General features: G+C 60.2%; 13 protein-coding genes and 1 pseudogene. 5 read left to right on the top strand and 9 right to left on the bottom strand.

What is annotated here, in order from left to right; genetic code table 11:
* Nucleotides 1-5 precede the first annotated feature (5 nt).
* From AC0C6X_RS19955 to AC0C6X_RS19965, 3 genes are read right to left on the bottom strand one after another with little or no spacing between them, the layout of a single operon-like run.
* Complete coding sequence (locus AC0C6X_RS19955) at nt 6-674, bottom strand: amino acid ABC transporter permease (RefSeq protein ID WP_247959134.1); 669 nt, start codon at nt 672-674, stop codon at nt 6-8.
* A gap of 45 nt (nt 675-719) precedes the next feature.
* Nucleotides 720-1541: a sugar phosphate isomerase/epimerase family protein gene (locus AC0C6X_RS19960; RefSeq protein WP_173519721.1), complete on the bottom strand. Its 822-nt coding sequence runs from the start codon at nt 1539-1541 to the stop codon at nt 720-722.
* On the bottom strand, nt 1541-2278 hold the full coding sequence (locus AC0C6X_RS19965) for a GntR family transcriptional regulator (protein ID WP_173519720.1): 738 nt from the start codon (nt 2276-2278) through the stop codon (nt 1541-1543). Before AC0C6X_RS19965 ends, AC0C6X_RS19960 begins: the two co-directional genes overlap by 1 nt.
* A gap of 252 nt (nt 2279-2530) precedes the next feature.
* Here AC0C6X_RS19965 and AC0C6X_RS19970 point away from each other — a divergent pair, with 252 nt between their 5' ends.
* From AC0C6X_RS19970 to AC0C6X_RS19985, 4 genes are read left to right on the top strand one after another with little or no spacing between them, the layout of a single operon-like run.
* On the top strand, nt 2531-3424 hold the full coding sequence (locus AC0C6X_RS19970) for an intradiol ring-cleavage dioxygenase (RefSeq protein ID WP_173519719.1): 894 nt from the start codon (nt 2531-2533) through the stop codon (nt 3422-3424).
* 24 nt (nt 3425-3448) lie between these two features.
* A complete protein-coding gene (locus AC0C6X_RS19975) occupies nt 3449-4231 on the top strand; it encodes a fumarylacetoacetate hydrolase family protein (protein WP_018237596.1) in 783 nt (260 codons plus the stop codon).
* A gap of 8 nt (nt 4232-4239) precedes the next feature.
* Complete coding sequence (gene hpaI / locus AC0C6X_RS19980; RefSeq protein ID WP_173519717.1) at nt 4240-5031, top strand: 4-hydroxy-2-oxoheptanedioate aldolase; 792 nt, start codon at nt 4240-4242, stop codon at nt 5029-5031.
* Nucleotides 5018-5701, top strand: coding sequence for a transporter substrate-binding domain-containing protein (locus AC0C6X_RS19985; RefSeq protein ID WP_173519716.1), 684 nt, complete (start codon nt 5018-5020; stop codon nt 5699-5701). Before hpaI ends, AC0C6X_RS19985 begins: the two co-directional genes overlap by 14 nt.
* 84 nt (nt 5702-5785) lie before the next feature.
* Here AC0C6X_RS19985 and AC0C6X_RS19990 read toward each other — a convergent pair whose 3' ends face one another.
* From AC0C6X_RS19990 to AC0C6X_RS20005, 4 genes and pseudogenes are all read right to left on the bottom strand, one after another.
* Nucleotides 5786-5971, bottom strand: coding sequence for a hypothetical protein (locus AC0C6X_RS19990; RefSeq protein ID WP_173519715.1), 186 nt, complete (start codon nt 5969-5971; stop codon nt 5786-5788).
* 113 nt (nt 5972-6084) lie between these two features.
* Nucleotides 6085-7161, bottom strand: coding sequence for a plasmid partitioning protein RepB (repB, locus tag AC0C6X_RS19995; protein ID WP_173519714.1), 1077 nt, complete (start codon nt 7159-7161; stop codon nt 6085-6087).
* Nucleotides 7162-7166: 5 nt separating this feature from the next.
* Complete coding sequence (gene repA, locus AC0C6X_RS20000; RefSeq protein WP_173520199.1) at nt 7167-8420, bottom strand: plasmid partitioning protein RepA; 1254 nt, start codon at nt 8418-8420, stop codon at nt 7167-7169.
* Nucleotides 8421-8678: 258 nt separating this feature from the next.
* A pseudogene (locus AC0C6X_RS20005) lies at nt 8679-10081 on the bottom strand (M20 family metallopeptidase).
* On the opposite strand from AC0C6X_RS20005, the gene AC0C6X_RS20010 reads away from it, so the two are divergent.
* Complete coding sequence (locus AC0C6X_RS20010) at nt 9962-10315, top strand: hypothetical protein (RefSeq protein WP_472954900.1); 354 nt, start codon at nt 9962-9964, stop codon at nt 10313-10315. The pseudogene AC0C6X_RS20005 and the gene AC0C6X_RS20010 overlap by 120 nt on opposite strands.
* 201 nt (nt 10316-10516) lie before the next feature.
* Here the strand turns inward: AC0C6X_RS20010 and AC0C6X_RS20015 are convergent, their stop codons facing one another.
* Nucleotides 10517-11419 (bottom strand): LysR family transcriptional regulator, encoded by a 903-nt coding sequence (locus tag AC0C6X_RS20015; protein ID WP_173519713.1) that lies wholly within the window; start codon nt 11417-11419, stop codon nt 10517-10519.
* A gap of 141 nt (nt 11420-11560) precedes the next feature.
* The gene (locus tag AC0C6X_RS20020; RefSeq protein WP_173519712.1) at nt 11561-11947 is read right to left on the bottom strand and encodes a BRA0787 family protein; all 387 of its coding nucleotides are present in this window, start codon (nt 11945-11947) and stop codon (nt 11561-11563) included.
* Between the last annotated feature and the right edge of the window lie 313 nt (nt 11948-12260).

The following is a 12260-nucleotide window of genomic DNA, read 5'->3' on the forward strand; positions in this document are numbered from 1 at the left end:
GCCTCCTATCGCGTCGGGTAATTGAAGTATTGGCGAGAAATGAGGGCAAAGAGGCCCATCATCAGGCTCGAGATAACCAGGTAGATAGCGGTCACCGTGAAATAGACTTCGAAGCTGCGGAAGGTGTCAGACTCGATGCGCTGAGCGGCCGAGGTCAGTTCGTAGGCGGCGATCGACGTGCAGACAGACGTTGTCAGTGTCAGCATGATGAACTGGCTTGTGAGCGAGGGATAAATCGCCCGCAGCGCCGGCTTGAGCACGATGAGCCGGAAGACGTCCGCCTTGTGCAGACCAAGTGCGAAACCTGCCTCGATCTGGCCGCGCGACACGCTCTCGACCCCGCCTCGAATGATCTCGATTGCGTACGCCCCACCATTGATGCCGAGGGCAATAATCGCCGTAACGGTCGGATTGAGGCGAATGCCCATGAGAGGAAGGGCAAAATATATGAAGAAGATCTGCACGAGGAATGGCGTATTACGCACGACCTCAACGAAGATGATCACGAGAGTGCGCGTGATCTCACTCTTGGAAGTCCTTGCAACAACGCCCAGGATTCCGATGACGAGCGCGAGGAGCATCCCAGCCAACGCAAGGCCAAGCGTTCCAAGCGAACCCCATAGCAATTCCGGGGCGCGGTCGAGGACCGCACCGAAATCGAACGTATAGGACATGTAAGGCTTCCTCCCTCCGACCGGTCACGCCGGGTCGGCGCCGGATCAATGATCCGATTTCAAAATCCCTAGTGCGCTGTCGTGCAGATGTTTTAGATGTGCCTCCGGGTCCGCCGGCCCGACGAGCGGCACTTCAACCGAGATAGCAGCACCGGCTTCGGTTGCCGCCCAGAGGTCCTTCAACGGCAATTCGCCTTCTCCAGGAGCGAGCCTGCCGCTTCTCGCCTCGGCGATCATTGCTTCCGATGTTTTGGGCGCAGGCCCGCGGACGTCGCAAAGCTGGACGTGTTTCACCCTCCCTGCATTCGCGCGAAGCTCGTCGATCGAGGCGCCGTTTCGGAAGAAGTGAATCCCGTCAACGAGGGCACCGGCGTTCTCTGCTCCACAGGAATTCACGACCGCTACGCTGTCGTGAAAGGTTCTTACCGTCCGCCAGCCCATGTTTTCGATGTCGACTGACAGGCCATATCGCGCCGCGAGGGCGCAAAACTCAAAAAAGTTCGTGGCAAGACGGCCGCCGTCTCGATCATCGCCGCAAACACTCAGCCGGCGCGCCCCGATGTTCGCAGCGGCTGCCACAGTCGCCTCGTGGGAGGCCGCAACGAAGTTCTCGTCGATCACGAAGAACTCGATATCGAACACCTTGATGCCTTCGCCATTGGCAATTGTCTTGAACTCCTCGGCACTATGGCTGCCCACCGGCAACTCGTAGAAAGGGGCTCCGGGAAAGGCAGGGTGCAGGCGCAGACCTATCGACGCAAAACCCGCCCGAGCAGCCGTCACGGCGAATTGCTTGGGCGGCAGCGCGATGGATGAAAAATGCGCCACGCCCAGTTCGAGGCTCGGCCCTGGCGTCGCGACGACCATCACAAGATCCCCTTTGTCGCGAGGTGATTGCGCAGATTGGTTCCCGTGCGGTGGATATGCTGACGCAACATATCGCACGAATAGTCCAGATCCCGCGCGACGGCTCCCTGAGCAATCTCACTGTGCTCCTGGCTGACGTTGCGGTCACCCGACGTGCGGGTCAGAAACACCCGACGATAACGATCGTTGAGATTAAGAAGCAATCTGCAGAAATGGAGCAGGATCGGCTTCCCGCAGCCAGCTATGAGTGTCAGATGAAATTCGCGGTGAAGCTCTTCCCAGCGCTCCAGTGTCTCTGGCCGATCCGCGTCACGCTCGGTGCGGTTTAGGCGATGCAGCGCGCGCATGACGTTGCCCTCCCACTCCACATCGCCGAGCCGCATGGACTCGCGAAGCGCAAAGACTTCAAACTCTTCGCGCAGGGTGGTGACTTCTTCCAGATTGGCCAGGGAAATTGATGAAACGCGGTAGCCGCGATTGTCCTCGAACTCCACTAGGCCGTCCGATATCAGCCGTGCCAACCCTTCACGCAGCGGACTGAGGCTCACGTTGAACGTCTTGCGCGCCTTGTCGAGATTAATCTTGCTGCCGGCCTGAAGCTCGCCGGAGATGATCGCCTCGCGAAGTCGGGATGCAAGCTGGCTCCCAATTGTGTTTTTGCCGTCGTCGAGAAAGCCAGAAGACGATGGAGCATCTTCTGTCGTCGGAGCAAGAGCGCCGTCATCATTCGGTACCATCGTTCCTTCCAAGGCTCCCTTAACTAATTGTCGATGATCGATACAATAAACGATTATTGATGTCAACTTTCGCGCGCTAAATTCTGCAAAAAGCAAGGCCTCAGCCTCCCTTGTGCGATTATTATGTAATTAAATCAAAGCACTTCACGTCACTGTCTTTCTTCTCTCGGCTTATTGCTGTCGAACGAATGTTCCGCGGACTTGACAAATAATCGATTATTCTGGTAGTCGGAGAAATCGGGAGGTAGCCATATGGTGATCAAAACTGAAAGCGATCTGACGCCAGCCGTCCTCGCTGTGATGAATCGCACTGAAGAACCCCGCCTGCGGGAAATCCTCGTGGCGATGGTCACGCATCTTCATGCCTTCGTGCGCGAGGTTCGACTGACGGAGGTCGAGTTTCGGGAGGCGACAGCCATACTGAATGAGATCGGGAAGCTGCATACTGACCACCACAACGAGTTTGTGCTGATGGCCGGTTCTCTTGGCGTGTCTTCACTTGTTTGCCTGTTGAACAATGGCGACAGGGGACAGACTGAGACCTCCCAGTCGCTGTTGGGCCCATTCTGGCGCCTCAACTCTCCGCGAGTCGAAAATGGCGGGTCGATCATCCGATCCGAGACGCCGGGCACGCCCTTGTTCGTGCATGCCAGAGTCGTTGACCGCGACGGCAAGCCAATTGCCGGCGCCGAAGTGGATGTGTGGCATGCATCTCCCGTCGGTCTTTATGAAAACCAGGACCCGGACCAGGCCGAGATGAACTTGCGCGGCAAATTCACGACCGACGAGCAAGGTCGGTTCTGGTTCAGGACCGTCAAGATGGTCGGGTATCCGATACCGGTCGATGGCGTGGTCGGACGCCTGCTCAAAGCTCAGGGACGACATCCGTACCGACCAGCGCACCTGCACGCACTGATCTTCAAGCATGGATACAAGACGCTGATTTCCCAGGTCTTCGACCCTAGCGACCCGAACATCGACTCCGATGTTCAGTTCGGGGTCACGGCAGCGCTGACCGGCGACTTCATTCGGCATGAGGAGCCCCATCCGACCGAAGCAGATATTCCCGGTCCGTGGTTCTCGCTCGACTACACCTATGTCATGGAACCCGGCGAAGCCGTTTTGCCGCGTCCCCCAATCAAATAAATCACGATCAGCCGAGCAAACGATATGATTACCGAAGAAGAACGCCGGGCCGCGGCAGACGCGCTGCTCAAAGCTGAAATCGAGCGCAAGCCGATCATACAGCCTAGCGAGACCTACCCGAACCTCGAACTCGAGGACGCCTACCGGATCCAGGCCTTGTGGGCGGAGGCGAGGGTAGCCAAGGGCGCACGGATCGTCGGGCATAAGATTGGCCTGACGTCACGCGCAATGCAGATGGCTTCGAAGATGACGGAGCCGGACTACGGCTGCATTCTTGACGATGCGCTTTACAACGACGGAGCGCAGATCAGGGCTGACTTGTTTATCAAGCCGCGCCTCGAGGTTGAGCTGGCCTTTGTTATGGGTGAGGATCTCGTCGGGCCCGGCACCAGGATCTATGACGTCATGCGTGCGACCGAGTTCGTTGTCCCGGCGCTCGAGATTATCGACTACCGGACCGAAGTCCCTCGAGCGATCACCGATACCATTGCCGACAACGCGGCTTTCGGCGCCCTCGTCGTTGGCGGCCGTATAATTCGCCCGATGGACATTGATATCCGTTGGGTCGGAGCAACTCTTTCCAAGAACGGCATTATCGAGGAGTCGGGCGTGTCGGCGGCGATCATGGGACATCCGGCAGCCGGCATCGCGTGGCTGGTCAACAAACTTCATGCTGTGGGCGGTGGCCTGAAGAAGGGACAAATAGTCCTGGCCGGCTCCTTCACGCGTCCTGTCGACATCGCGAAGGGTGATGTCATTCAAGCCGACTATGGCCCTGTCGGCTCCATCGGCGTGTCGTTCGTGTGAGGTGCCAGATGGAACATCCTGTCAATCGGTTCAAGCGGAAGCTCCTTGCTGGTCAAAGTCAGATCGGGCTGTGGTGTGGCCTGCCGGGAAACTATGCCGCGGAAATCGTCGCGCCTTCAGGTTTCGACTGGCTCTTGTTCGACACGGAACATTCTCCAGGTGACGTTCTGACCGTCCTGCCACAATTGCAAGCGGTCGCACCATACGACGTTTCCCCAGTTGTCCGCCCGGCCATCAACGACACCGTTCTCATCAAACGTTTCCTGGATATTGGTGTTCAGACACTGCTCATTCCCTACGTTCAAAACGCGTTAGAGGCGAAAGCCGCAGTCGCGGCGGTGCGATATCCTCCGGATGGAATTCGTGGTGTTTCTGCCCTGACGCGCGCCACTCGTTTCGGCCGAGTTGCGAACTATGCGCAAAATGCGGAACGGGAAATTTGCCTGTTGCTGCAAGTTGAGACGCGGGAAGCACTCGGCAACCTCGAGTCGATTGCCTCGGTAGAGGGCGTGGATGGGGTATTCCTAGGACCGGCAGACCTGGCAGCGAGTTTCGGACACAGGGGCCAACCGAGCCACCCGGAAGTGGTCGATGCAATTGTCGACGCGATTGAACGCCTGAAAGCGTTGGGCATGCCTGCGGGCATTCTTACCCCGGATGAGAAGTTCGCGGCACGGTGCATCTCACTGGGAACACTATTTACTGCCGTTGGTGTCGATGTCGCTGTCCTGGCAAGGGGATCGGAAGCACTCGCGGCACGATTTGCATCGCAAGGAGCGTACCGCGATGCCGGAACGTGACGAACTCCTCACTGAAATCGCACCGATGGGAGTCATCAGAGCGGCGGTCAACATGTCGAATGCCGCACTTGTCCAACACGATCCAGTGACAGGCGATCTAACAGGGCCGAGCGCGCAGATCGCAATCGCACTTGCGGCAGAACTCGACTGCGGTTTGTCGCTGGTTCAATACGGATCGGCCGCTGACATTCTTGCGGCTGCCGAAGGCAACGAGTGGGACGTTGCGTTCATTGCTTCCGATCCGTCACGTGCCGACAGGTTCTCCTTCTCGCCCCCCTATACCACGGTGACCGCCAGCTTTCTGGTGTCAGACAGTAGCCCGCTAGGTAGCGTGGAGCATGTTGATGTCGAAGGGATGCGCATTGCCGCCGCCAGAACCGCTGCCTATACAAAGCAGCTTGAGCGACAGGTTAGAAATGCAATTGTCCTCCATACTGAAAATCCCGCCTCCGCTTTGGACATGCTTGTATCCTCCCGGTGCGATGCGGCGGCGGGCTTGACCGAGTCCCTGTCACGTTTCTGCGAAGAGAATTCAGGTTTCCGCGTTGTTGAGGGGACATTCTCGAAAGTGCCGCAGGCGATCGCTGTGCATCGGAGGTGCGTTCACGCTTCAACCTTCCTGTCGGAATTCATCCAACAGCATTGCAGTGCGGGTAAGCCGAACAACTGAAGCAGGTGGCGGGACACGGGAGGGAACCGTGCAGAGGGGACGCGACACGTCAAGTCCCAAATAGTTATGGAATCCTGTTCCCTCTCAAGCGTTCCCACTCGGAGGTTCATGCTTCGTTGAGCCTTGGCGTACGATGTCGAGCAACTCTTGTTCCGGAAGGTTGGCGGTGGCCGTGCGCTGGATCATGGGCGCGTGCTTCGTGGTGCTGGCGCGGCGCCGGATGGCGGCAAGAATGGCGACGGCCGCTTGGAATGGCTGGCGGATCGCCATGTCATCACTCGCCTACCATCCTCAAGTATCCCCGATGATTAGACGGGGATCGCGATGGTTTAAGCTGAAATTGGTTGCGGGGCACGACTGCGACCCTAAGCGAGGTCCCGCCGTCAGCCTTCGCGCTCGGATGCAAAGGCGGCATGGTGTTTGGCGAGGAGCGCGGCCACCTCGTCGATGAAAGCCGGATCGACGTCCGACGCAAATTCGATTCGGGCGTTCTTGCCGTCGCGCTTGAGCTTGGCGAAGACCCTTCCGCCGGCGTCGACCAGCGTCTCCGGCTTCACCGTTTCCGACTTCGGCTTGCGCGACAGCCGGGTGAAGAGAATCTGGAAGCGATGATCGCTTTCGGCTTCGAGGAAGCGGCGTGAGCGGCTTTCCTCCTGCGCGACCTGCACCGCAGCCTCGTCTTCGAGCAGCGCGCCAAACGCCATCCAGCGCTCGCGGCCGACCTTGGGCGCCGGGCCGATGGCGCGCGCGATCACCGGCGGCACGCCTTCGGCCACCTGGATCAGACGCGATAGCTCGCTCTTCTGCACGGCAAGCGCCTCGCCGATCACCTTGCGGTCAAAGCCGCGGTCGGCGAGCGCGGAAGCAAACATCGCCCGCTCGATGAAGGAGAGATTGCGCCGCTCGGCGTTCTCCTTGCCCTGGGCGAGCACCAGTTCGTCGTCGGTCAGCGGCCGGACAATCGCCTTGACCTTGATGCCGAGGCTACGGACGGCGTTGAGGCGCCGGTGGCCATAGGCCGTCTGGTAGCGCCCCTGCTTCTCCGGATGCGGTCGCACCAGGATCGGCGATTGCTGGCCGCTGTCGCGAATGCTGTCGGCGAGCGCCAGGAAATCCGGATCATCGGTCTCACCGTCGGTCAGCCGGTCCTCGATGAAGGAGGCATCGATCAGGTCCGGATCGAGTTCGACCACGCGCTCGCCCTGGTGCAAGGCTTCACGGAGCGCGCGCGCCTCTTCCGCTTCGCGGGTGATGGTGCCGAGTGAAAGGCCCATGGCCTTGATCGCGCCAGAGGCTGCCCGCGGCACTTCGGCGAGCGGCGCCTTGGCCGCCAATGGCTTGGCTGGCTGCGCGTTCGTTACAGCGGCGGGCTGCGTTTCGTCAGCCGGTGCGGCCGGGACCGATGCCGGCACGTTGCCGGAGAAAAGGGCGCGCAGTTCGTTCTTGCGGTTACCAGCCATGTCGATCAGCGCCCCCATGCCGCATGAATGAGTGCTTCTATCTCGCCGTTGACGGCGTTCAGCGATTCGACCGCGCGGTCGTAGGTGGCGCGCGTGAAATTCTCGCGCCCCACCTCGTATAGCGTCTGTTTCGTCAGGCCCGCATCGGAGACCGCGGTGGATTTCACCATGGCCGATGTCAAAACACGGTCGCCGAAGAGCGAGCGCATGAAGCCGACAATCTGCGCCTGCGGCCCGTCATTCGGTTCGAAGCGGGTGACGAGATAACGCAGGAAATCGAAATTCAGCTCGCCGCCGGCCTCACGCACGACGCTGAGGAGATCCGACGTCATATAGAGGAACTGGTTCATCGAGGCGACGTCGAGCATCTGCGGATGCACGGTGACGATGACGGATGTCGAAGCGCAGAGCGCCGAGAGCGTCAAGTAGCCGAGTTGCGGCGGGCAGTCGATGATGACGACGTCGTAGTCGTCGGCGACGCTGGCGAGTGCGGTCTGCACGCGGGCGAAGAACAGCGGGCCGGCGTCGCTGCCATTGTGGCGGGCGCTCAGTGCCTGCGGCGTCGTGTGCTCGAATTCCTGAAGTTCGAGGTTGCCGGGCACGAGGTCGAGACCATCGAAATAGGTCTTGCGAATGATGTCCTTCAGTGGCCGCGCTTCGGCGTCGTAGCGGATCGCGCCGTAGAGCGTGTCGTTGCCGGTGAGGTCGAGCTCCGGTTGGTAGCCGAAAAGCGCCGACAACGACGCCTGCGGGTCGAGATCGACGGCCAGCACCCTATGGCCGGTCATGGCCAGATATTGGGCGATATGCACCGACGAGGTGGTCTTGCCGGATCCGCCCTTGAAGTTGGTGACCGAGATGACCTGAAGATGCTCGCCCGCCTCCGCATCGCGCCATTTCAGGTAGCTGCGGGCCTTGGCGGCATTACCCTTGGCCAGCGCCTGTTCGGCCAGATGACGGCGCAGCGCATTGATGTCGGTGAGCGAATAGGAACGGCGACCACCGAGCCCCGTGTCCGGCTGTGGCCCTTCTCCGGCAAGCGAGAGCTGGCGCAGATAGCCGTCGGAGACGCCGATCAGCTTGGCCGCCTCGCCGGAGGTGAAGCTTCGTAGCGTCTTCATCGCGGTCGGCGGGAAAAGCCGCTCACGCATTGCCTTCAGCTGTTCGGAAAGGGCGCGCGCATCCGCGGCGATCGCTTCGTCTGCCGGACGGCGCGCCTGGGAGTGATCCGCGTCCTGCCTTGCCTGGGTTGCCGTCATATTCATTCCGCCATACTCCTTGCATGCACCTGACGGCCCGACGCGGCCGGAGAGCATTAACAGAGATTCCATTCAAATACGGCCATTCAGCACTTATTCGAAAAAGTCCGTAACAGACATGCCCGAGCCTATGATTCGCGTCAAGGCTTGGACCACGATCGGAGGCAACGACGAACGGCAGGCCGAAGATGCCAATCTCGCAAAGAAAAATGCCCGCGACGGCGGCGCGAGCGTTCGATAAAGCCGTCAAATCGGCCTTCAGAGCTTGGGGCCGATGTGAGACGGTATCGGACACTGATAGGGTTTATCCTTGGTTTTTTCACGCCACTCCGCCTTTGCGCGCGCCAGCAGGTCGGCATCAAGGATCAGATCGAGACCCGTCGCCGCCAATGATTTAGCCGCATGGGCGAAGGCCTTGTGCGCGGCCGGGCTCTTGCCCTGTGCGACGACCTGCGAGGTATGCGGCGCGGTTCCGATCGCCCAGGCGGGCGCCCAGCACTGTGCCGTCGGGGTGATCCAGCTCACATCGCCGACATCGGTCGAGCCGGCGCGGAAATGCGACTGCCCCTCGAAATCCCGGAGACCGAGATGCATGCCGGTCGAGCCGTCGAGACGGCTGTAGCGAAGACGTCGCCCTTGATCTGGTAAAGCCGGATGCTGCTCGAGATCGCCTCCGGCGTCAGCGTCTTCTGGATTTCCTTGGCAAATGCGATGTCGGTCTCGTCGAAGGGAACCGGGCCGAGCGTCACCATGTTCTGGTGGATCGCCGTTTCCAAGGCGATGTTGGGCAGGAGGTTCGTGGCTGCCCGCTCGAAGACGATCTCGACCTCGGTCTCGGTCATCATGGCGGCGCCCTTGGCGATCTTATCAATGCGAGCAGCGAGGGCCAGCGCCTCGGGCATCTGCGGCGCGCGAACGAGATAGAGCGCCTCGGCGCGCGCCTGGACGACGTTTGCCGCCTTGCCGCCGGCATCGGTGATCGCATAGTGCACGCGGCAATCCTGCGGCATGTGCTCGCGCAGGAAATTGACGCCGACATTCATCAGTTCCAACGCGTCGAGCGCGCTGCGGCCGAGATGCGCGCTATTCGACGCATGCGCCGAGACGCCCTTGAAGCGATAATAGATTTCGAGAACGGCGAGATTGTTGGTCGAGCGGACACCGTTGAAGGGCGCCGGGTGCCAGGTCAGCGCCGTATCGACATCGGCAAAGACGCCGGCGCGCGCCATGAAGGTCTTGCCGGAACCACCCTCCTCGCCGGGGCAGCCGTAATAGCGTATCCTGCCCGGCAGCCTGTTCTCTTTGAGGTAGCGGGCAAGCGCGACGGCGGCAAGCATCGAGCCGGTGCCGAGCAGATTGTGGCCGCAGCCATGGCCCGTACCACCCTCGACCGCCGCCTGCGGTTCGGAGACGCCGGCAACCTGGCTCAAGCCGGCCAGCGCATCGAACTCGCCAAGGAAGGCGATCACCGGGCCACCGTCGCCGATCTCGCCGACAAAGGCGGTGGCTATTTCGGCGAGCCCGCGCGCCACGCGAAACCCGTGCTTCTCCAGCATGGCGATCTGGGCGGCAGCCGACTTCTCTTCATGAAAGCTCAGTTCCGCATGGCCCCAGATCGCGCTTGGGTCGATTTGCGAGCACGGCGCGAGCGCGGTGAACAGGTCGACTCCAAAAACATAAAAAAGCACGAAGGCGACATTCTACGGCTCTCCCAATTGCTGTCTGATGACGACCGCTTCGAAATCCCTGAGCTGGCGCGGGAGCATCTGAAACAGTTCCTTGAAACGGTGGAAGACAGGTCCAAACGTGATCTCGCGGACATCGGCGTTTCCGACACGATGGATAAAGTAAAAGCCGTTCTGTCGAGTGTCTTTCTGACGAAAGCGGAAGTGTAATGCTGACCCCTATGACAATCGTGCCAAAGTGCACAAACGCGTTTCCGCTTACTGATTTCCCTCAACAATTTCAGCCGAAAATGTCGAAGTTAAAAGGCCTATCGATCAGCCAGGCGAGCACCATCGGGTCGTTCGATGTGCCAAATACAATAGCTAAAGCAAAGTATTATTCGCCGCGGGCGGGTCGATCAGCCCAAACGCTCACAGCTCGTGAACGGTGGCGACCTGTCGCTTCAGGCAGTCGATGAGCGCCTGAGCCGCGAGCGACAAGGGAACACCGGACGCAGTCGCAACGCCGAAATCCTGGGTCAGGTGCGGCGAGAATGGTCGGATCTCGATCGGCAGATGGCGATGCAAGTTGGCGAAGAAGCTGCTGATGATGGCAACGCCAAGGCCATAGGCCGCATAGGCGCATGCCGAACTGTTGCTGTGGGTCTCGATCTTGACCTTCTGCGGCACGCCCGCCTTGCGGAAGATCTCGTCGAGCATGACCCGTGTCGGCCGGCGGCGGCCAATCAGGATCAATGGCACGCCGCGCAGTTCCTTGGGCGTGAGGGTATTGTGTGCCGATAGGGCATGTCCCTTTTCCATCACGCAGACGCTGACCCCGGTTGCGACCGGCTGCATCTCGATGCCGGCGCTCAGTTGCCCCTCATAGCGCAGGAAGCCGAAGTCGATGATGCGCTGTTCAACCAGACGGGCGATGGCCACGGTCGTATCGAAGAAGGTCTCGATCCGCACGCCGGGAAAATCCTTGGCGTAGTCGGAAAGCATCGCCGGAGCAAAGGTTTCGGACATGCTGTTCGGCAGACCGATGCGCACGACCTCGGGACCGACGGCGCCGCTGCGCAGATCTTGCGCCAGGTTGGTGAAGCGGTCGATACCCAAGAGGATGTGCTCGGCATCCTCGGCAAGTTTCATCGCCTCGGGTGTCGGTATCAACCGGCCCTTGTCGCGAGCAAACAGCGTCAGAGACAGGTCTTCCTCGAGCTGCTGCAGGAGCCGGCTGACGCCGGACTGGCTGAGCCCCATGGTCTTGGCGGCCGCGATCGTCGATCCGGTCGCCAGGAGCGTGCGCAACACTTCCAACTGTCGAAAATTCACGCCGCTTCGCCCCTCGAGCTACAACCTTTTCCCGTGTTTACGGGGCGCTCCTTCAAGGAAGAGGGTGGGTTGAATGCGGTAAAATCGAACGGACGCTTCAACTTGAGGAGCGCGCGAACGCGCTCCTCGAAAAGCGTTTCGTCAGGCGTTGGCACGCACCGGATGATTGAAACGCTCGGCAAAGACCTCGATCGATCCGCTGCCGAAGTTGCGCAACTGGCGTCTGGTCAAGACAGACATGACCCTCGCCGCGGTCGACACCGTCATTTCATCGAGCGGACCTTCACCGCTCCAGGGTTTGTTCAGCCGATCCGTGACAATGCCGATGAGGTTCGCCGGCATGATGTCGGTGCAAGGTTTCATCCATTCGAAGACCTCGCTGATCGGAAGCAGCTTACCTTCGAACGCAACGAGCGGCTCGGGCATACCCGCGCCCCAGTCGTCATAGGCCTCCAGAGCATCGCGAAACAGGTTCTGCAGCGTGATGGGGGCGTGCCCTTCGTGTAGAGCAGGCAGGAAATTCGTCATTTGTGTCTCCTTCAGTGTTCAAGGCCGGGAAACGCGAATGGCCAATTCTGTCAGCATGTATTTGTGTTCGTGTCAGGTGGCCGATATTCTGTGGCCACGCGACTGGTCAAACTGCGGGCGATGACGCAATGCGCAAATCGGGCGATGGTTCCCTGTGCCGCAGACATTTTTGGCGGAAAGCCGGCACGCATGAACGCCGCGTGCCTCGACCTAGGTATTGTCTCATGGTCTCCCCCCGACTCGATATTAACGATCCAGCCCCGAAGGTAAACACCGGTCGCCATCGCGGCAGAAAGGAAAATCTCAAATCGAT

This window comes from Ensifer sp. VA4 (genome assembly GCF_055710065.1).